This is a genomic window from Streptococcus sp. CCH8-H5, assembly GCF_001556505.1.
Classification (GTDB): Bacteria; Bacillota; Bacilli; order Lactobacillales; family Streptococcaceae; genus Streptococcus.
On the sequence record NZ_LSIZ01000101.1, the window covers coordinates 1 to 22,074 of the forward strand.

19 protein-coding genes and 1 pseudogene are annotated in these 22,074 nt (G+C 36.9%); 1 reads left to right on the forward strand and 19 read right to left on the reverse strand.

Translation table 11 applies throughout. The features are described 5' to 3' along the window. From AX663_RS06095 to AX663_RS06180, 18 genes and pseudogenes are all read right to left on the reverse strand, one after another. A pseudogene (locus tag AX663_RS06095) lies at window positions 1-366 on the reverse strand (hypothetical protein); the annotation flags it as partial. 210 nt (window positions 367-576) lie between these two features. Then, complete coding sequence (locus AX663_RS06100) at window positions 577-780, reverse strand: hypothetical protein (RefSeq protein ID WP_060973023.1); 204 nt, start codon at window positions 778-780, stop codon at window positions 577-579. Between the two features lie 29 nt (window positions 781-809). Beyond that, window positions 810-1,793, reverse strand: coding sequence for a hypothetical protein (locus AX663_RS06105; RefSeq protein WP_060973024.1), 984 nt, complete (start codon window positions 1,791-1,793; stop codon window positions 810-812). Between the two features lie 342 nt (window positions 1,794-2,135). Continuing rightward, window positions 2,136-3,011 (reverse strand): sensor histidine kinase, encoded by an 876-nt coding sequence (locus AX663_RS06110; protein WP_060973025.1) that lies wholly within the window; start codon window positions 3,009-3,011, stop codon window positions 2,136-2,138. Further along, a complete protein-coding gene (locus AX663_RS06115; RefSeq protein WP_060973026.1) occupies window positions 3,011-3,694 on the reverse strand; it encodes a response regulator transcription factor in 684 nt (227 codons plus the stop codon). Before AX663_RS06115 ends, AX663_RS06110 begins: the two co-directional genes overlap by 1 nt. Window positions 3,695-3,857: 163 nt before the next feature. Continuing rightward, window positions 3,858-4,490, reverse strand: a complete 633-nt coding sequence (locus tag AX663_RS06120) for a nitroreductase family protein (protein ID WP_060973027.1) — start codon at window positions 4,488-4,490, stop codon at window positions 3,858-3,860. Between the two features lie 90 nt (window positions 4,491-4,580). Next, window positions 4,581-5,267 carry a YoaK family protein gene (locus AX663_RS06125; protein WP_060973028.1) on the reverse strand — a complete coding sequence of 229 codons (687 nt, stop codon included), beginning with the start codon at window positions 5,265-5,267 and terminating at the stop codon, window positions 4,581-4,583. A 145-nt stretch (window positions 5,268-5,412) separates the two neighbouring features. Beyond that, entirely contained in the window at window positions 5,413-5,667 is a 255-nt protein-coding gene (locus AX663_RS06130; protein WP_060973029.1) for a type II toxin-antitoxin system RelE family toxin, read from the reverse strand. Continuing rightward, entirely contained in the window at window positions 5,657-5,872 is a 216-nt protein-coding gene (relB, locus tag AX663_RS06135) for a type II toxin-antitoxin system RelB family antitoxin (protein ID WP_045768556.1), read from the reverse strand. Before relB ends, AX663_RS06130 begins: the two co-directional genes overlap by 11 nt. A gap of 133 nt (window positions 5,873-6,005) precedes the next feature. After that, window positions 6,006-6,848 (reverse strand): aldo/keto reductase, encoded by an 843-nt coding sequence (locus AX663_RS06140; RefSeq protein WP_060973030.1) that lies wholly within the window; start codon window positions 6,846-6,848, stop codon window positions 6,006-6,008. A gap of 132 nt (window positions 6,849-6,980) precedes the next feature. Then, on the reverse strand, window positions 6,981-7,982 hold the full coding sequence (gene galE / locus AX663_RS06145) for a UDP-glucose 4-epimerase GalE (RefSeq protein ID WP_060973031.1): 1,002 nt from the start codon (window positions 7,980-7,982) through the stop codon (window positions 6,981-6,983). A gap of 195 nt (window positions 7,983-8,177) precedes the next feature. Beyond that, the gene (locus AX663_RS06150) at window positions 8,178-12,347 is read right to left on the reverse strand and encodes a YobI family P-loop NTPase (RefSeq protein WP_060973032.1); all 4,170 of its coding nucleotides are present in this window, start codon (window positions 12,345-12,347) and stop codon (window positions 8,178-8,180) included. A gap of 192 nt (window positions 12,348-12,539) precedes the next feature. Continuing rightward, window positions 12,540-14,150 carry a glucan 1,6-alpha-glucosidase DexB gene (gene dexB / locus AX663_RS06155; RefSeq protein WP_060973033.1) on the reverse strand — a complete coding sequence of 537 codons (1,611 nt, stop codon included), beginning with the start codon at window positions 14,148-14,150 and terminating at the stop codon, window positions 12,540-12,542. Window positions 14,151-14,381: 231 nt separating this feature from the next. Beyond that, window positions 14,382-15,686, reverse strand: a complete 1,305-nt coding sequence (locus AX663_RS06160) for a sensor histidine kinase (protein ID WP_060973034.1) — start codon at window positions 15,684-15,686, stop codon at window positions 14,382-14,384. Then, entirely contained in the window at window positions 15,683-16,336 is a 654-nt protein-coding gene (locus AX663_RS06165) for a response regulator transcription factor (protein WP_009731294.1), read from the reverse strand. The genes AX663_RS06160 and AX663_RS06165 overlap by 4 nt, the downstream gene beginning before the upstream one ends. 71 nt (window positions 16,337-16,407) lie before the next feature. Then, window positions 16,408-17,784 carry an ABC transporter permease gene (locus tag AX663_RS06170; RefSeq protein ID WP_060973035.1) on the reverse strand — a complete coding sequence of 459 codons (1,377 nt, stop codon included), beginning with the start codon at window positions 17,782-17,784 and terminating at the stop codon, window positions 16,408-16,410. Between the two features lie 13 nt (window positions 17,785-17,797). Further along, on the reverse strand, window positions 17,798-18,430 hold the full coding sequence (locus tag AX663_RS06175; RefSeq protein WP_060973036.1) for an ABC transporter ATP-binding protein: 633 nt from the start codon (window positions 18,428-18,430) through the stop codon (window positions 17,798-17,800). Window positions 18,431-18,445: 15 nt separating this feature from the next. Next, complete coding sequence (locus tag AX663_RS06180) at window positions 18,446-19,705, reverse strand: ABC transporter permease (protein ID WP_045001613.1); 1,260 nt, start codon at window positions 19,703-19,705, stop codon at window positions 18,446-18,448. Window positions 19,706-19,926: 221 nt separating this feature from the next. On the opposite strand from AX663_RS06180, the gene AX663_RS06185 reads away from it, so the two are divergent. Further along, window positions 19,927-21,411 (forward strand): DUF1846 domain-containing protein, encoded by a 1,485-nt coding sequence (locus tag AX663_RS06185; protein WP_060973037.1) that lies wholly within the window; start codon window positions 19,927-19,929, stop codon window positions 21,409-21,411. 219 nt (window positions 21,412-21,630) lie between these two features. On the opposite strand, the gene AX663_RS06190 is transcribed toward AX663_RS06185, so the two are convergent. Beyond that, complete coding sequence (locus AX663_RS06190) at window positions 21,631-21,975, reverse strand: hypothetical protein (protein WP_002891292.1); 345 nt, start codon at window positions 21,973-21,975, stop codon at window positions 21,631-21,633. Window positions 21,976-22,074 lie beyond the last annotated feature (99 nt).

Here is a 22,074-nt window from a genome sequence, read left to right on the forward strand (position 1 = left end):
TTTAGCTACCGTTCCCTTTATCTCATCTAAACTTTCCAGCCTCATTGCTAGAGTAATTAATATGATTGCATATACATATGCTACACCTTCTGAATCTGGAAACTTCTCGTAAATACTAGAAGCTTTAGCTACCGTTTCCTTTATATCATCTAAACTTTCCAGCCTCCTTGCTAGAGTATATAGTGTGCTTACATATACGAATGCTACGTCTTCTGAATCTGGAAACTTCTCGTAAATACTAGAAGCATCAGCAACAGTATTTGTAATATCTTTGATATCAGATAAATTTGGTTTACTAATAATATCCTTAATTTCTTTCAACGACTTTTGTGTCTCTTTAAAATTCTTTTTCTGTTCATCATTCATAATTCTCTCCAAATTCTCTTCATAAAATTGTAAAACAACATAATAATCACTAGTTTAGAGTTTTTATATAGAAAGCCACTAGAGCTGACAAAACCATAACAAATCAAATCCAAACTCATTAAACACGAGCATTTTAAAAACTTTATCCTACCGAGAAGTCATTAAACACTAAAAAAGCTGATTTCTCAGCCTTTAAATCAATCATTAAGCTTAGTTACTTTTGAATTGCATCGCTTCACCGCTCTGCACAAATTCTCGTTGAGCATCTGTTAAATCTTCAAGTTCATCACAACCAATAAGTCCAAAGACTTCCATACCATCTTTTGTACTCACGATGTATGCCTCAAGTTCCCTAGCTTTGTCAACATCTGACACTAAGTAAATGTTTTTTTTAGTCATTACTTCATCAGTCATTTTACTCTCCTTCAACCCTTTATTAGTGTTTAATCTTCCCCCAATTTATCATGTTGGGTCCTGAAGGCGTATAATGGATCAAAATCTGAATCAAGTTTATTGTTGTCGTCAGCTTGTTCAGCCATCTTAGCATTTAAACTATTTTCCATCCTCCCAATGCAATCCATTACCTTCCTTATCATTGTAAGGGTTTCAGTAGTAATTTTCAAGACCTCACTTGAATTTTCATCGTTCTTAATCGTACCTGAACTTTTCATTTTCTTCTTTAGACGTTCTTCAATTTCGTCTAAACGTAGCTCTTTCATGCTTTGTTGAGGTTCTGCAGTGGCTGATTCTGGCTCTAAAGGTTTTATGCTTTCAACCGTCAAATCTTCAATTTTTGTGACGTTCATAATAACTTTAGCACGTGTTTCTTCTTTTCCATTATGACCTGGTATATAGATATAGTTGTTGCTACCAAAAAATGATTGTTGGGTAATATCGTTCTTAGCTAAACTTTCAAATAAAGGAACGTGACCCTCTACTAAACTGTTAGCAAAATAAATATTTCTCGTGTCTCGAAAAAGTTGGGTGTTGAAAATAAATGGCCTGTTCTTAGGGAAATTATTGACGTGAGGAGAATGGAAAAAATGCTCTGTTGATAGGTAATGTACGTAAGGGACCTTGCTGAGTAGCTGAGACAAAGTATTCGTATCCATCTGAGCCTGCTCATCAAAGAGGAAGATATCTGTAATGTGGTTTGTTGAAGACGTTACTAACTCAATATCCTTTTTTAAATAGCCCGCTAGCAGAACGGCATGTTTTTTCTCATCCTCTAGATCTGCATGATTGTGGGTAATCGTAATCTTAGCTTTATCTTCTAAATACGATAGCGCATTCCAAGAAATATGTGACTTAAATCCCATAATAGCGACTCTGTGGTCTTTGGATTTTGCAAAGTTAGTCAGCTTATGAAAAAAGGGAGAGGCTTCAAAAGGAGATAGGACGTAGGGATCAATATAGATATTAAGCATCAGTATCACCTTCTTATTGATTTTTGAACCATTATACTAAACCTCATATACCTTCTATAACCCAGTGACACCCACCTTGTTTATGGAGACACAAAAAAAGGATATGTTTTTATATCCTTCTCCCCTTTATTCATTCTATATTCAATTCTAAATTCTACTTAAATACAACACTTTCTGAATTGTATATTAGTTTACCGCTTTTCCTTTGTTAAATACTCTTAAAGATTTTTTATCCAATTAAACATATTTTAACTCCTTAATACTTTTTATATAAAACTTTATTTCTATTCTCTAAAGTATGGAAGACTCTATCCCCATTTAATAATTCATAACTATTTAAATTTATAATCTCACTGTTAAATAAAACCATTCATTCTCATAGGCCAAATGTAACTCACCCGCTAAGACTTGGACTAAGTGTTCGGTAATATAAAGTCCAAGTCCAGAGGAATCCTCGGTATCTGACAGGTTTTCAGAATAAAAGCGGGTCGTTAGTTGGTCCAGATGCTGTATCGGATGTTGGACCATATTACTAACTGACAAATAAATGCCATCGTCCTTTTTCTGCAATGTCAGTTGAGCTTGAGTCTTACCATGTTTTAGAACGTTACTGATAATATTCTGAAATAGACGTTCAAAAATATCTGAATCCATTTCGCATTGGATATCAGGGGTTACTTGAATATCTAGTGTAATCCCTGTCTCTTGAAACATGTCATAGTAAGGCAGGATAGACTTAACCACAAGTTGAGAAAAGTCCACATCTTGAAATTGTGGTTGGATGGCCCCCTCTGTTAATCGTCGATATTCCAACAAGGCTTCCAAACGCTTTGAAACAGTCAGTAGATTTTTAGAAATCTTCTCCATAGCCATGTCATTTTCACTACTACTTCGAAGACTTTGCTGAGCATAGCCGCTCGCTACTGTCAGTGGTGTTCGTATATCATGGGCAATATTACTGATAGCCATGTCCATGGTTTTCTTTTCTTGGAGAGCGACAAGCTTAGTCTTTTCAATTTGGGTAAAGAGAGACTCAATCCGATTCGTTAGGGTAACCAATGATTTTGGCTGGTTTTTCAGAGTAATTCGTCGATGGCTTTCTTCAACTAGCTTTTCTTCAATCTGCTTTGAGAGAGATTTTACAGCCAAATAGTAACGAACTAGACAGGTAGTCGCTCCCAGAAGAAGTCCTATCAATACAATAAGCAGTCCTTCCATCAGTCTTCTCCTTTAAGTCGCACACCTAAGCCCCAAATCGTTTCGATATACTCCGTACCCGCATCCACTTGGGCGAGTTTCTTACGTAGATTACTCAACTGTGCATTCAATGTATTATCACCTGATAGATAAGGGGCTTCCCAAACCGTCTCATAAAGGTCCTCTTTAGTAAAAATTTTCTTTGGATTTTGAAGGAGTGTGTGGAAAATTTGAAACTCTTTCTTACCCAAACGAATGACTTTTCCCTGACAGGAGACTTCAAAACTGTCTGGGTTTATCGTGATATTTTTGACTTGATAGATGTTATCAGGCCTACCACTTCCCTTGCTGTGTTCACGTAGTTGAACCGAGACACGCGCATAAACTTCTTCAAGATCAAAGGGCTTAACGATATAATCATTTGCACCATCAAGTAAGTACTGGCTAATCAAGTGCTTGTCACCCAAGGCTGTCAGCATAATGACAGGAACAGAGCTTCTTTGCCTGATAAACTTAAGCACTTCTTCGCCACCTTTACCCGGTAACATGATATCTAGGAGAACCAAATCAATCTCTTGACTTTGAAACAAAAGCTCTCCTTCGGTTCCAGAGTAGGCTTGGATAATATCATGTTCTTCAGAAAACAAGTTAAAAAGAATATTCTGGATATCCTCATTGTCTTCAATCTGTAAAATACGTGCCATGTCTTAATCCTCCAATGATACTACCAATTGTATACGCTCACTTTTTCTTTCATCTTAACAAAAAGCCAAATTAATGACAAGGTGCATTATGAGTTATTGATAGCATAAAAGGAAAAATAAAAACCGTAAGCCTCCACTTCCGAGACTTACGGTCAATTATTTGTTAAGCAAAAGTTGTTACATCAGAGGCATCCAGACGAACAGACTCAAAGCCTTCTTCATTGGCTTTCCCAAGAGCAATGAGCAAAACTGGTACATGACGGTCTTCATCAAATCCAAAGGCTTTGGCGAGACCTTCTTTTTTATAGCCACCAATGGCATTAGTATCGTAACCATAAGAACGAGCGACCAACATCAACTGCATGGCAGCCAGACTAGCATCAATATGAACAATTTCATTCATGACATCTCTAGGAGCATTTTCATACATTGGTACAATGCTTGATAGTTGTTTTTCTTTGACTTCTTCAGGCATTTTTCCTTGAGCAACAGCCTTACCGTAGATATCTTCAGCTCTTTCTTGGCTCTTCAAATCGGCAAAAATAAGGACCATGGCTGATGATGTTTTATTTTGCAAACCATTGTAGCTGACGAAAGGTGTCAATTTTTCCTTGCCCTCTTCGCTATCAACGACGACAAAACGCCAAGGTTGCATGTTAACTGATGATGGTGCTGTGACAGTTTTATCTAGGATTTCCAACAGTTCTTCTCGCGGAATCTTAACAGATGGATCAAAATTACGAATGGAACGACGGTTATAAACGATATCTGAAAAATCATTGCTTACTACAGGCATCTTATGTCTCCTTTTTTTGATTAAATGAAAATAATATAATCAAAATTATAACACAAGACAATTGTTATCAAAAATATTTGCTACAGACGACTAAAGATTAGTTTCCTTGAGCCCTAGCCGTTTCACTTCAGATGAATAGTAAACCATGATGGTAATAAGACTGAGTGTGATTACCCAGATTGACTTAAGGTGCACAAAATGCATCAGAACGGCTGAGACGATAGCGCCAACGACAAAGCTCCCTACGATAAAGCTATAATTGACAGCCTGACGACGATATTCTCTCTGATCACCACTTCCCTGAATGGCATAATAGAGGGCCGTTAACATCCTTCGATAATTTCCTGAGGTCATAAATATCACGAAGGGATGATTCTCAATCTGACTGCCAGTAAAAGTCTTCATCATGATACCTGCAGAAAAAGCGATAATCGGGAGCTCTATCAAGGCATTTGAGGGTAGAAAAGGCAGGATGGCTGTCATCACACAAAGTGGAAGAAGACCATAGACACGCCAATAGGCATTCTTACGATGGTCTTTAAACCATATGCCAAAAAGAAAGCCTAAAGAAAAGAATAAGATTGAAAAGCAACGCAACAAGTTATAGTACATACTACTGTTTCGCCAGTCAGCGACCAACAAAAGGATATTCCCAGTCTGCGTAGCAACCAAGCTATGGTAGTACATATGACAAAAGACATCCAAGGCCCCTCCTGAAAAACTCAACAAATTAGCCATCAGACGCGTATTTTGAGGAAGAAGGTTCCGCGATTCCATAACATAACTTCCCTTCTAATAGTAATTGATAGGATAACTTTATTATAGCAAATTCGGGAACACACAGTAGAAAAAAACAACCCTCACGAGTTGCTTGCAATCCTATTAAAAATTAACGGGATCTGGGATATTATAAGTCTTGATACTAATAGATATCACGTCTATGACCGACTTCGAGGGCAAGTATGATTAGTTCATTGTCCTGAATATTGACAATAACACGATAGGCACCAATACGATAGCGCCATTGTCCAGTGCGATTGGCAACCAAGGCCTTACCCTTGGCTCTTGGATTATCTGTGACACGATTGAGATAAGACTTAATTTGTTTTCTGACGAAAGGATCCAACTTTTTAAAATTTTTGGCAAATTTAGGGGTGGGTACTATCTTATAGGTCATCCCAATTTAGCACCTCCCCACCGTTTTCAAGATAGTCTTCATATTCTGCCAAAGCCAAATCGGCTACTCTAGCGTCGTATTCATCCTCAATAGCGTCTAAAGTCCTGGTACGAATTAATTCTGACAAGGATACGCCTTCGAATTTCGCAATTGCCTGCATGAACTTCTTATCTGCTTCTGAAACCTTCAATGTAATTGTTGTCATATCCTTAACCTCGTTCTCTTTTGTAACACCATTGTATTACCACTCCTCTTTTTTGTCAATTTTGATAATAGGTTCATACTTTTATTCGTAAAACAATAGAAAAAGCAACCCTCACGAGTTGCTTGCTGTCCTATTAAAAATTAACTGTATCAGGATCATCCTGAGTTTTAATACCTTGAATCTTATCCAATACTGCCATATCTTCCTCTGACAAATCAAAGTCAAAGATATCCAAGTTGGCTTCGATATTTTTTGCTGTCACTGACTTAGGTAGTGGCAAGAAACCTTTTTGAAGGCTCCAACGTAAGGCAACTTGAGCAACAGATTTTCCGTTACGTTCAGCCACTGCTTCTACGTCTTCATTTCCAAAAATGCTACCAGTACCTAGTGGACTGTAGGCTTCAAGAAGAATATCACGCTCTTGGCAATAGGCAACCAAATCTTCTTGGGCACAACCTGGAGCCAAAAGAATTTGATTGACATGTGGTACAATTTCAGCCGTTTCAAGGAGAGCATCAAGGTGATGCTTCATAAAGTTGGACACACCGATAGCACGCACCTTACCATCTTTGTAGGCTTCTTCCATTGCCTTCCAAGCACCTGCATTGCCAACCTTCCAAGCATCATTCTCACGAAGAGCCTTTGGATTAGGCCAGTGGATGAGCAAAAGATCCAAATAATCCACACCTAGTCTTTCAAGAGACTCGTCGATAGAGGCCTTAGCCAAATCGTAATCGTGCTTGTCATTCCAGAGTTTAGTCGTTAGGAAAATATCCTCACGTGCCACAACACTATCTGCAATCGCCTTACCTACAGAAACCTCGTTACCGTAGATTTGCGCCGTATCAATGTGTGTGTAACCCGCCTTAAGTGCGAAACTAACGCTGTTATAAGCTTCTTCCCCTTCTGGAATCTGCCAAGTCCCAAAACCAATTTTAGGAATCGTAACGCCATTTGAAAGTGTATATGTTTCCATCCTGTTCTCCTTTTCAAGTTGTAATAGAATTATCTTAAAGGATATAAGATAAAATTGCAAAGATTTGCTATGGTGTCTAGAAAAAACTCCAAATGGTAGTTTATGACCAGATGGAGCTTCTATTCCTTATGATTAATCTCTATCATCATAGCCTTTTGGATGGCTTGAATGCCATGCCCAGGCACTTTGGATGATTTTTTCGATATTGTCAAATTGTGGTTTCCAGCCTAGCACTGTACGAGCCTTTTCAGAGGATGCAATCAATGTATCTGGATCACCAGGACGACGATCAGCCTTCTCAGCTGGAATTTCTTTACCAGTTACCTTACGAGCTGCTTCAAGAATTTGAAGGTTTGAGAAACCTGTTGAAGAGCCTAGGTTGAAGGCTGTTGACTCATTTCCTTTGCGGAGATATTCCACTGCCAAGAGGTGGGCATCCGCCAAGTCGAATGGATGCACATAGTCACGAACATTTGTACCATCTGGAGTATTGTAGTCGTCACCAAAAATCATGATTTTCTCACGAACCCCTTGAGCCACTTGGAGAATTATTGGCAAGAGGTGGGTTTCAGGACCGTGATCCTCTCCGATAGAACCATCAGGTTTGGCACCCGCCACATTAAAGTAACGAAGAGGGACATACTTGATGCCGTAAGCTTGGTCTGACCACTTCATAATGGTTTCCATCATGAGCTTGCTCTCACCATAAGGATTGATTGGCTTTTGTGGTGTGGTCTCAAGGATAGGAATTTCCTCAGGAATACCATAAGTTGCAGCTGTTGATGAGAAGACAATGTATTTGACACCGCATTCGTTCATAACTTCAAGCAATTTAACCATTCCAGCAGTGTTATTGTCGAAATACTTAAGTGGCTTTTCCATAGACTCAGCCACAAGTGAGTAGGCCGCAAAGTGAATAACGGCATCGACATCAGGATTTTCCTTAAAGACCTTACGCATAAAGTCCTGATCTGCCAAATCCCCCCCGTAGAATACCGCGTCTGGGTGGACTGCCGCACGGTGACCAGTCACCAAGTTATCCACGACAACGACTTTTTCTTGGCCCGTTTCAACCAAACGGTCCACCATGTGAGAACCGATGTAACCAGCCCCACCTAAAACTAAGATTGCCATAAAATTTACCTTTTTCTTATTTTTCTATTATTATAACATAATTCTAGGATAATCGAATTCTATTACTAAAATCATACTACTTAATGAAGTAGAATTTTATCGTAAATACCCAATAAGAAACTCTTACGAAATTCTATTCGTTTTATCTACGACCCATTATAAATGTTCTTTTTCCATTTTTCTGTTTATAAGTTATTATTGATATTTAATATCATAATTTACTTTGGAGTTTAAGCGAATCCCTTTTGTTTTTTTACTATAACTACTGATTACATTAAGTCGTACTAAGTATTCAGAAAGTTTATTATTGAAACTATCATCATTGATATATGCACATTTTGTACCATTAGAATTTCTATTTAATCTTTCAAAAACCTTAGCCCACTTAAGGTAAGTCGAATATTCAATTTTCTCTAAAATAGACATAATCTCTTCCAAATTAAATAGATAAAAGTTTCTACTTAGTTCATCTTTTAAATCATTTACATCCCAGTCCTGAAAAAAAATATTTTTTAACAATAATTCTTTTCTAACGTCATCTTGAATTGCTGGATTAGAAAACAACCTTTCAAACAAACTCATACTCATATTATTATCGATTTTATTAATAACTAGGGCAATTTTATTTCCAACTAGCTCTTCTACCTTTATTTTATTAACATTTGAGAGCTTATCAAAAAAATTAGATTCAATAATAAAGTCGAAATCATTGCTATTAAACTTGTAATCAAGTATATAGCTAATAAGTTCTTGACAAACAGATATGTCTTTTAAACTAATGTGATTCATACAGTCGAGGACTTTAATTTTTTGCTGAAATGTAAAACTATTATCTGTAACAATGCCTATACACTCCGATTCAACTATATTATTTTGTATTAACTCAATATATTTTGTAAAATCATGTTTAATAAAATAATTAAGCTCTGAAGGATAATAACTTCTTATTATCTGCAAACTTTCTTCAGTCATTTCAATTTGTTTTAGGTCAATTAATATTCTGATTTTATTCGTTGATAATCCAAGAATCTCTTCATTACTTTCCAATTTCCAAGAATTTATTGTAGAAAATATGTTCTTAAATGTTGTATCATTAAGATTATTTGATTTGATTATTTTTTCAAGAAATTTATTCTTAAATTCTATATCGCAATTATCTAATTGACTTTTGTCAAACTCAAAATCTGGACACTCATTAATAAAATCAATAAAAGAACGAGGAAAATCAAGTTGAGAAAAATAGTTGAAATAAGTTAAAACGATGTCAGTGTTTACAATGGCTTTTTTTTCATCCACTAAATACGCTACAAACTCTCCAAGACTCTCTTCACTCAAATTATTAAATTTTTCATCTTTAAATTCAATCTTATGATTATTTTTCAGAGCCGCGAGAACTATCTTCCATCTATCTCCAGAAATCGTATCATCATACCCGTCTTCATCTTCCGCCAAAGTATTACTATCTTCGAACAGTATTTGATTATTAAGTAATTGCTCTATATATTGGGGACTATCCTGAATATCATTATTTGATAATTCAAGATAAGCATTGATATAAGTTTTAATGTCCTCGTTACAATACTCCAAAATTGAACTATAAATTTCTTTAGTATTTATGAGCTCAAAATTGTGGTGTTCAATAATTTCATCACTAATTAAATTTTCAGAGTACCAATGGATAAAAAAATTCAAATTAAATTCATTCATTTCATATAATTTGTTTTGATAAATAAAATCTATGACTCTAACTAAAAATGAATTTTCTTCTCTCGTCACTCTCTTATCATAATTTGAATAATGAGGTATTTTTAAACCAATAACTAATAAATTGTCGGTGAAGTTGTCATAGCTTTCATCTAAATTTAGAAGTGAATGATTTAATTCATCGCTAAATACATTAACATTTTTTTCAATATAGGAAGATATATTTTTTTGTAAAGATAAATCACATTCTGATAAATCAACTAAGGCTAATAATGAGATAATAAAATTATTAAACTCATAATTGTCTTGAGAATTATTTTTGAAAATATATAAATTAAGCAATTCTGGATTATATTCCAACCATTTATACAAAAATTGTCGTAGAATTTGTTGTTCCTCACACCTCGTACCATCTCTATATATTGGAGTAATCTTATTACTTTTACTTGAAGTCAGAGAATCGGATATTTTAATAATATCTTTTTTAGGACTAATTCGAGATCTTAATAATGGTTTTCTATTTAATTTTATTTGTAATCTAACATCAGTTCTCTCTAAGTACTGATACTGTCTAGAATAAAATTTAGTTAAAAATTCTAGTACATCCTCTTGTTCGAATATATATCGTAATCGTTCATTAGCATTAAAATCTTTGTTGTCTGAGGCTCTTAATAAGTACATGAATAGATCAAAATTTAGTATTGCAGGTTGTCTAAAATATTTAGAAACAATTCTATTATTTATTTCATTGGTATTTTTTAATTTTTCATAAAAATCTCTACTTCTTCCAGTAATAACATCTCTTATAAACTCTTTATCAGAAATACTTAAAGTGTTTCCATAGAAATATGTTAAATAATCCTCATAATTTTCATCAACATATTCATTTCTAACTAAAAAGGGTATTAGGTCAAACTGTCGATTATTTAGGAATTGTGTATAACTTTCTTTTTCCTTATCATTTGGGATTACCTCGAGAATAAAGTTAGTTATTTTCTCAGGAGAATTATATATATCAGATAATTTTTGATTTTCAATATCCAACAATTGGGTATTGATTTTTTCTAATTTATCTTCAATTCTTTTTATCAATATCTTATTTTCAGTGTTTTTAATTCGATTCTTAAATGCTAAGCTATTTTTTTCAGGAAATATCTCGTCTATCGTAACTTCTAAAGGATTAGATTCATACTCTGCTTCATTATAAGAACCGAATACAGTTAAAGTATTTTTTTCATTTAAAACTTCTTCAATAAACTGATAGTAAGATTTAAAGTCTGATTGACTTTTACCATTTACTTTTACTACTTTCATGCCATCTGGAATTTTAAAAATGGAACCATACAATTCAACTAAATCTCTGAATTCCTCCTTCCTAGCATTTACGATTTTTTCATTTAATTCACTCTTTTCTAATTCCAATTCCTTCATTTTCTTATCTAGTTGTTGGTCTCTTGAAGACAATATCATATATAGGAATCCTTGTTTTTTCAATAGCAACGAAAAATCCTGTGGGAAAAGATTTTTATATACTAGGATAGAGAACAACTTCTCGGGGTGTATGAAAGAATAATTTAGACATTCCCTATAATTATAATACTCATTACATATATTATTTAATAGCCTCATATCATCGATATAAAGTGAAATCTCGAACAAAAACGGCTCACTAAAGTCATTGATAAGATCCATACAAGTTAATTTACTTGTCAGTTGATCATAAGAATTTGAGGAAGTGAGTACTGGTACAATAGGGATAATAAAATCGAAGAATTTTGTTCTATCTTGTGATTCAAAAAGATCATCCTTAACAAGATACATAAAAACCAATTTTTTTTCATCACAGACGTCACTTTTTCTATTTACAACTATATTTAATTCTTTAAGCCTCTCAAATATTTTAGAATTATTGAACCTTTCAATATCTTCAAATACGATAACATCCGCATCAGATTGTTTGAATAAATATAAAATATCATCTAAATACCTATCAAAATATGATACCTTTGTGTCTTCATTCTGAGAAAAAATATTAATCTCGGTTTCTATATTATTTGCTTTCAATTTCAAATTCTTGATAAAACTGAAATCCTTTTGAAGCCTTAATAAATAGAAAATACCATATAATATGAATAAAACTAAAACAACTGTTGCGAAAATTTCGGTTAGAAAGTTCGTAGCCCAAAACAGTAATTTTATACTAATTAAATCATTACTTAGAGCTTCAAAATTAAAAATATATAAGCTCAAAAAAATGACAGAACCAAGGTAAAAGGTTATCCACATTGGTTTAACTAACGATTCTGTATCTAAGGTCTTAAAGTTTGATTTTCTAAGTTTATTAGGATCAATTTGGTGTAATAATTGATTAATTATCTTCCCCTCAATAGTGTTAATCTTAAGTCCATCTTTATCATCAGAAATTCCTGAGTACTCTGCGAGAGATATATGTATAAATTTCTTTTTACTATCTTCTTTGTAAGACTCGATTAGACTACTTTTCCCTGCGCCATAGTTCCCCGTTATGGCAATATTTGTAATTTCATCATTCTCCTCAATAGAAAAATCTAATGCCTGCTTGGTAGCTTCATTAATACTAATATTTTTGTTAACTGTTAAACTATGAAACTGTACTTTCTTTTTACTATCTTTTTTTTCCATCCTAACTCCTTAACGTAATTTTAACAAAATTTCAATTGGATATAATAATTTTGTGACAGTCATAAGCCTCTTAATTTTTAACAAGAGCTTTCACAATTATACCATCTTCAACAATTATAAAAAAACGTTAACTGCCTTTTCTCAAGACAGAAAAAATGGTCATCAACAGTTAGTTGACAACCATTTTTCTTTCTATTTCACCTTGACACAAAGGGCATCCCAGGCTTGGAGTTTGCCTTGGTCAGCGATTGGTTTCAGTTCGGTATTTGCGATGACGACTTCTGCAACATCAAAATCATAATCAAAGTCTTGTTCTTGGTCTGATAGATTAACCACAACCAGATAACTGCTATCTTTGGTTTTCCGAATATAAGCAAAGACTTTGTCAGTTGTCTCCAAGAGTTCAAAGTCAGCATCAATTAGCCAATCCTGTGTTTTACGAAGCTCAACCAGTTTCTGATAGGTATAGAAAATCGAATCTGGATTGGCCAGAGCTGAGGCAACATTGATTTCCTTATAGTTAGGATTAACAGCTAGCCATGTTTGTTCTGCTGAGCTAAAGCCAGCATTCTTACTTGTATCCCACTGCATTGGAGTACGGGCATTATCACGTCCTACATGACGAATCTGATCCATAATCACTTCCAGTGGCGTCCCCTTTTCAAGAGCTTCTTTGGCATAGTTGAGAGATTCAATGTCATTCAATTCTTCCAAAGTTCTAAAAGGATAATTGGTCATGCCGATTTCTTCACCTTGATAAATGTAAGGTGTTCCTCTCATCAGATGAAGGAGGATAGCCAAGGCCTTGGCTGACCTCTCACGATAGACACCAGTATCCCCCCACATTGAGAGAATACGAGGCAGATCATGATTATTCCAAAAAAGTGAGTTCCACCCTTGTCCCAACTCTAACTCGGTTTGCCATTTATTAAAAATAGCCTTAAGCGCTGAAACATCCAACTCTTTCTCATACTCCCATTTAGGGCTATCTGGCTTATGCTGAAGTCCAATATGTTCAAACTGGAAAACCATAGAAAGTTCTTGATTATCAGGATTTGAATACTGTTTAGCAATTTCAGGTGTTGCTCCCCAGGTTTCACCAACGGTTAGAAGGTCGTGCTTTCCAAAGCTTGCCTGGTTCATCTCCTTGATATAATCGTGAAGTTTTGGACCGTTTGTATCAATCAGTTGATCTGGGATCTTACCAATCATATCAATCACATCCATGCGGAAACCACCGATTCCCTTATCAATCCAGAAATTCATCATGTCATAAACTTTCTGGCGCAACTGTGGATTTTCCCAATTGAGGTCTGGCTGTTTCTTACTAAAGAAATGCAGATAATATTGACCTGAGGTCTCATCATATTCCCAAGCAGATCCACTAAAGACAGATACTAACTCATTAGGTTCGTCTCGCCAGATGTAGAAATCACGTTCAGGACTTTCTGGATTGTCACGCGCTTCGATGAACCATGCATGCTCATCAGACGTATGGTTAACCACCAAGTCCATAACAATTTGAATATCACGCTTCTTGGCTTCCGCCAAAAGCTCATCCATGTCACTCATATCCCCAAAAATATCCGCAATAGCCTCATAGTTAGCAATATCATAACCATTGTCGTCCATTGGGCTATCATAAACAGGAGAAAGCCAAAGAGCTGTAATTCCGAGTTTTTGAAGATAATCTAGTTTACTTGTAATCCCCTTGAGGTCACCGATTCCATCACCGTTGGAATCCATGAACGACTTGGGGTAAATTTGATAAATCGTAGCCTTGTGCCACCAGTATTTTTGCATAATTCTACTCCTCGTAGTTATTATTATCGTGAGTCTGATAGTTCTATTTTACGTTTTTCTAGAAGTTATGCAAGCGTTTTCTTTTGTTGTTAAAAACATTTCAATGACCTATACTCCAGACTCCTTAAACTTTTGGTAATATTGAAAAATAATAGAGTTGAAATGTAAGGTTAGCCTTTGCTTATTTTAACAATACAAAAAAACGATGGTTAAGGTATTAACCATCGCTTTTTACTTTTTGGGCAAGACCATAACAAAGCGCCTCCCCGTAGAACTTTCTTCAAATCTATAGCTAAGTTCCTCATGCTCTAAAAGGTATTTGACCACAAAAAGGCCTAATCCTCCTTCTTTCTTAGACTGAGCTTTAGTTGAAATATTTTCTTTAGATACACTCGTATTTTCAATGACAAAATCAGTTCCTTCATTTTCTAAACCTATTCGAATCACTCCACCCTTATCAGAATGCTTGACTGCATTACTGATGATATTTGAGAGAACCAATTTCAAAATAGGTAAATTCATGAAAATACTAGTTGCCGGAAGATAATTGTCAATTGATAGGGAGCGATTCTCAACCAACACTTGATTTTGAGTGAGTATCCGATTTACCACATCATCTAACTGAATCCACTCCTTATCACCACCTAATTCTTGAACAGAAGATAAAGACAGGATCTCTAGGACAATCTGGTTCATCTCATCGACGATGTCAAGAGAAACTAATAGGTAGCGGTCCCGATCCTTGTAGCGACCAATTTTATCTCGCATATTTTCTAGGATAATCTTCAAGCTGGCCAGAGGCGTCTTGAGCTCATGCGAAGCTCCCCGTAGGAATTCGACCTTCATCTGCTCCAACTTCAGATTTTCCTGTTTCTGCTGCTCTAGATTGTCGATCACCTCTAAAAGATGGTGATAGAGATCGTTAATCTGTTGCTTGAGGACGCCGATCTCATCCTGCGAATGGATGGGAAGACTGGCTGTCCGATCCAGCCGCTTCATCCGCTTGGTCATCTGCTTGATTTCAAGGATCGGAGCGGAAATCAAGCGGGCATAGAGATAGGAGGCAATTAGCGATAGAACAAAGGAAGCAAGGAGACTATAGGGAAGAAAGCCCAGACTGATGTCCCGCGCTTCCTTTTGCGAATCGACGGTCGCTAAGAATTGCAAGGTTAAGTCTTTCCCTTCCTTGGTCTGAATCTTTCGCTCTTCAATAACCACCGAATTATTTTGGCTATCAGGGTTCACGAGCAGGTCATCCTTTACCTCTATGGCATTTTGTTTTTGCTTTCCTTTGATAGACACCTTGATATCATTGGTCTTGGAATACAGGTCGATGACCGACTCAATGGTCTCTTCTTCCTGGCCTTGGAAACTCTTGGCCAGAGCCTGTGATTTCTTCAAAATCGTCTGGCGCTGGGACTCGATATAGGTCGATGGAAAAATAAAGTAAACCGAAGCGTGTAGAAGGATGACTAAGCTACTAAAAAGGGCAAAGGTGATCAGAAAGATTTTTGCAAAGATACTCCGTTTGGTCATGGTCTCTCCAATTTATAGCCGACATTGCGTACCGTAACGATACAGTCCAGCTCCAGTTTTTTTCGTAGCTCCTTGATATAGACATCAATCACCCGGTCAAAAGGAATCTCCTCCGTCTCCTTCCAGACGGCATCGAGGATCTGAGAGCGGGTCCGGGCCTTGCCCTCATGCTGGAGCAAGTATTCCAAGATTTCCAACTCCTTGGCATTCATGGAAATAGCTTGCCCAGCTAGGCTGGCTGTATAACTCTCAAAATCCACCCGTGCCTCTCCATAGGTGAAGACCCGTGAAGGTTGGAGCTTTTTAAAAATAGCTTCGATACGGACCTTCAAAAGGGACAAGGAGAAGGGTTTTTCCAGGTAGCCATCTGCCAACTCTCCAAAGGCTGTCAACTTATAGTCCTCATCATGAAAGGCCGTCAGCATGAGAACAGGGACTGAGCTGGTCTTCCGGATGGTCTTAAGGACTTCTAAGCCATTGAGGATGGGAAGCTGGATATCCAGCAAGACTAGATCTGGCGCTTCTCTGTGAAAAAGGTCCAGGGCCTCCTGTCCATCACCTGCTTCAAAGACCTCATAGCCACATTCCATGAGATAGTCGCTCATCCCTTCTCGAATCAGGACTTCATCTTCTACGATTAGTATCTTCATACATTATCCTTTTCATCTATATATAGTCGCTTTCTTTCATTATACCGTTTTTTATAGGTGCAGCAAACTTATCATTCAACATCAACTAAGAGGTCTTTGGGTTTCTTGTGAAGAAGCCAGCGAGAAGAAATTAAGGATACCAAGCTTAAGATAAAGCCACCGACTAGAATAACTACCAAAAGTTGCTTAGGTTGGACTGTCATATGAATCTGAGTCAGAGTCTTACTGAAGCTCTCTGCCTCAGCCCCTCCACCGAGATTTGCAGCTAGAGATTCTTTTATCATTTGCTTATTGATACCTTCCGTAACATTGGAAAGGACTGTTTTACCAACTTTTTCGGCAAAGAAACTCGCTAAACCATATGATAAAAGAAAGGCTGGTAAGGCAATCATCAGTAATTCCATTAAAAATTGACCCGCAGCCTGTGTCTTTTTAAGTCCCAAGGCCAAAAAGATACCAACTTCTCTACGACGAGCATTTAACCATAAAATCAACAGAAGGGTTAGCAATAAACTTGTAAAAATGAGACTTCCAATAAACATACGATTTGCCACACGATACATCCCAAGAATAGATTCCTGTAAAGCAGGGTAGTTTGATGAACTCTTAACAAGATCGTAGAGGGTCCAGTTAATGTCCAACTTTTGAATCTTTGCTATCAAGGAATCAATATTTTGATCACCTTTAGCAAAGAAAGTGGCATCCTCATAAGTGGCAGTTTCTACGGTATTACCATAGAGTTTTGCAGCTGTATCTAGATCAGTGATGAGGGTGTTTTCATACAACTCCTGAGCATAGGTAACGGCAGCTTGATTTTGACCAGAAAATAAACCTTTGATAGTCACTTCTACTGTTTCATCAGCCCTTTTTTCGTTATCAGCATCATAGAGATTAGATTTAAGCTTTACTTTATCTCCTACATTAAGACCATTCTTTTTAGCTAAACCTTCGTGCATCAAGATTTGATTATGGTCCTTATCGGTTAGATGTTCTCCTTCAACTAGTTTATAAGCACCTGAAACAAATTTATCTTCTTTTGATGAGTCATTGACTCCTGTCAACATCAAGGTAGACTTAAAATTTTTAGCACGTTCTGGCGATTGATTTTGTAGCGTTTGCTCTGTTTCAATAATCTCATAATCTAGTAAATCACCAATACCATTTATCCGTTTAATAGTCGAAACAATTCCTTTAGTCTCACTAATCTTTTTAATATCTTCTCCCTTAAGATTTCCAGCCCCTCGAGGAGTTCCAGGATTCGTGTTACGATTAATCTGCATTGAAAAACTATTGGTAATTGCCCCTAGACTCTTGGATGCAGCTTCTTGGGTTGCACTTCGCATAGCAAGTCCTAACAAACTAAGAGTACTCATCAAAAGAATAATAGTTAACAGTAATAGTGACTTTGACCATTTTCGTGTAATATATGCAAAAGCGTTTCGAAACATAAGAGCCCTTTCTTTATTTTTTCTTTTCTATGAGTTGTTTCTTCTTCAACTCTAAAACCACATCAGATGCCTGAGCAACTTCCTTACTGTGCGTGACAACTATAACACATTTTTGGCGATCTAAGGCCATTCTTTTAAGGATAGCAATAATATCCTTGGCAGTTTCCTCGTCTAGATTTCCTGTCGGTTCATCTGCTAAGATAATTGGAGCCTCTGAAACCAAAGCCCGCGCAATAGCTACACGTTGTTGTTGCCCACCTGAAAGTTGCAGGACATTTCGATTAATTTGTTTTTCATCTAATCCCAATTCAGAAAGTATCTTCCTATCGGCATTTTTATTAACAAGTCGTACATTTTCTAAAGGTGTAAGATAATCAATGAGATTGTAATTTTGAAAAACAAGCGCAACATGGTGTCTACGATGATAACTAGAGCCTTTTTTCTTGATATTTTCTCCATTAAACAAGACCTGCCCCTTCTTGGGATAATCAAGACCTGCCAAAAGGGAAAGTAAGGTCGTTTTTCCCGCTCCAGATTGCCCAATAATACTATAAAATTTACCTTTCTCGAAACGATAATTCACCTTCGAGAAGATAGCTTCACTTTTATTTTGATAACTATACGTAACATCTTTGAGTTCTAACATAGTGTTCCTTTCTCCTTAACTCATATTAGATAAGATTTCTTTTGGAGTTTTGCGCCAAATGAGACCTGTTGTCACACCGAGCGATAATATTACCAAGACTAGAAGACATAGATAAGATAGCCCTAAAGGTAGTCCCTGAGGAATTTGATCTAATAACTGAAGAGCCTGCTGCTGTCCTTGCTGTCCTATAAATTCTTGCAAAAACAGTCGACTTAGTAGTCGTCCAATAGCAAGGGCTGGTAGCAAAGACATAAGGGACACCAACAATATCTCCATAAGAAATTGAGCAAAAATGCGTCCCTTGCTCTTCCCAATTGCTAAAAGAATACCTATCTCATGATTTCTCTCACGCGTCCATAGTGCCATTAAAAACGAGAGGATACCTGCTCCTGTAACAATTAAACTAATCATCATCGTTCTGACTATTTCTTGTAGCGCTTGAGACGATTCCTTCAAGGAGTCAAAAGCCTTTCGGTCCTCGTCCAAACGTAGACGATACCAATCGATATCTAATTGTTCCACTTGTTTAATGACTTGGTCGATTCTATCTGGATTCTTAATACCAAAGGATAATTTTGTCACTAACTTATCAGTCAAATTAAGCAGCTGGCTAGAGTCCTCATAATGGAGGAAGACTTGATTTTCACTTAAATCTGAGGACATTCCAGTAAATGTCTCCTCCTTCTTGCCAGAAAAAATACCAACGATATCAAAGCTCATTTTCTTAGCTCTATTTTCAGTCACCTGAAAATTGGACAAGGTCAGCTTGTCTCCGACGCTTAGCTTATTTTTTCTAGCAAGCGATTCATGAATCATAATTTGACCTTTAGCAGATAAGTGCTTTCCCTTAAGAAGTTGAAAAGCACCACTCCTAAAATCAACACTTTGTCCTGTTCCCTTAGTGAAAGTGGCTCCCAAGGCTTGATTAGCCTCATTATCAAGGTCATCACGTTTCACCGTTTGTTTTCCTGTAACGACCTTCTTATCGATTAGTCGTACTGGGCTTATATATTCAGGTATCGTTGTCATCACATCAGATAGATGACTAATCTTTTCCCCCTCTTTCCAGGAAAATGCACTGCCTCTTTCTTTACTTACCAGAGCAAAACTTGCCCCACTTGACTTCCTGATTTGTGCTTTCATTCCTCCACCAACTTGCATAAGAGAGAAACAAAAATACAAGCAAGATAATATCAAAAATAAAATGAGAAAAAGGATAAAATTCCGCGTTTTTTTGCGAAAAATATAAGCAGTTGCCTGTTGTAAGAGAACCATCTTCCACCTCCATTTAAGACATTGGCCCTCAGCTATACCAAAGATAAGTGAGGATGCTTTAATTTCTTATTCTAATTATAGACGACAAATGTGAAACCTTTATGAAATTAAATATTCTAATCATGATTGACTTTAAACTCTTTTTCTCCAACAAATCGACTTTCGCTAATAGCATTTACCTCAGGCATTTGATATAATTTTCCTCAGAGGTATTTTTATTTATGAAGAAACAAGCTTTTAGTTCTGAACAGTATTTGAATCTGCAACGCGACCATATTTTGGAGCGTATTAACCAGTTTGACGGGAAACTCTACTTGGAGTTTGGTGGTAAAATGTTGGAGGATTTCCACGCTGCTCGTGTCCTTCCCGGTTATGAGCCTGACAATAAAATCAAGCTCCTTCAAGAGCTCAAAGATCAGGTTGAAGTGGTCATCGCCATTAATGCTAGCAATATCGAGCACTCTAAGGCTCGTGGTGACCTTGGCATTTCTTACGATCAAGAGGTCCTTCGTCTGATTGATAAATTCAACGAACTCAATATCTATGTGGGTTCTGTTGTTATTACGCAGTATTCAGGTCAACCTGCAGCCGATGCTTTCCGTAACCAATTGGAAAAAAATGGCATCACATCTTACATCCACTACCCAATCAAGGGCTATCCAACGGATATGAACCATATCATTTCTCCTGAAGGTATGGGAAAAAATGACTATATCAAGACTAGCCGTAACCTTATCGTCGTTACTGCTCCTGGTCCTGGTTCTGGTAAATTGGCGACATGTATGTCTAACATGTACCACGACCAAATCAATGGCATCAAATCAGGTTATGCAAAATTTGAAACCTTCCCAGTTTGGAATTTGCCACTTCATCACCCAGTCAACTTGGCCTATGAAGCTGCCACTGCCGACCTTGATGATGTCAATATGATTGACCCATTCCACTTGGAAACTTATGGCAAAACTACGGTAAACTACAACCGTGACATCGAGATTTTCCCAGTCCTCAAACGTATGCTTGAGCGCATCCTTGGTGAGTCACCTTACGCTTCACCTACGGATATGGGTGTTAACATGGTTGGTTTTGCCATTACGGATGATGAGGCAGCCAAAGAAGCTTCTAAACAAGAAATCATCCGTCGCTACTATCAAACCGTCCTTGATTTCAAAAATGAACGTGTTCCTGAGACTGCTGTCAAGAAGATTGAGTTGCTCATGAATGACCTTGGTATTACTCCTGAAGATCGCCAAGTGGTTGTTGCAGCACGCACTAAGGCTGAAGAAACAGGTGGTTCTGCTCTTGCCCTCGAATTGCCAAATGGTCAAATCGTCACTGGTAAGAATTCAGAACTCTTTGGTCCAACTGCAGCTGCTTTGATTAATGCTATCAAGACTTCTGCAGGTATTGATAAGGATACTAAACTTATCGAGCCTGAAGTGGTTAAACCTATCCAAGGTCTGAAAATTGACCATCTGGGTAGCCGTAATCCTCGTCTCCACTCCAACGAAATCCTTATCGTCTTGGCCATTACTGCTGCCAACAATGCGGATGCGGCCCGTGCCATGGAGGAACTTGGTAACCTCAAAGGTTCTGAAGCTCACTCAACAATCATTCTTACCGATGAAGACAAAAATGTTCTTCGTAAGCTCGGTATCAATGTGACCTTCGATCCTTACTATCAATACGACAAATTGTACCGTAAGTAATTCATGATTTAAAACAAGAAAGACCTCAGTTTTACCAACTGGGGTCTTTTCGAAATCACTTTAGCTGGAGAAAAAAAAGGGAAACTCTATCGAGTTCCCTTTTTGATAACCCACTCTTTCGTCTCGACCCGTTCCCAATGAAAAGGGAGTGGCCTAGCATTATTATGAAAAAGTGAGTTAAAGGTATCAAACAGAGGGCTAAGCCACTCCCGATTCTAATCAGCCTACGATTTCTAACTTGAGAAAAGGTAAGCTAAAAAGCAAAATTATAGTAGATAGGACAGCAACAAGTGGAAGATAACGACCTCCAACAAGATAAAGTAACAATGGCGCTATCGCTATAAAGCGATTTAGAAAATTGCTAGTAACACGGACAATTTGCCCGTCCTCCACCGTAATAGTGTTAGACTTGTAACCCAATTTTCCGACACTCAAACGAGCTTTTGACGATGGTAGGGAAACGCTCACGTCTTCCACTCCAGAAACTGTCCCCACAAGACTACTGTCTACGCGAATAGGACTCTTTCTAGCTACCTTGCTCGCTTCAATTGTAATACTAGCCACTAGTCATCTCCTTTTCCTATCTTTTCATTTATAGTATACACCTTTTGAAACGCTTACACAAGGGAAATGACTGTTAAATCAAGATTTCTTGAAAATGTT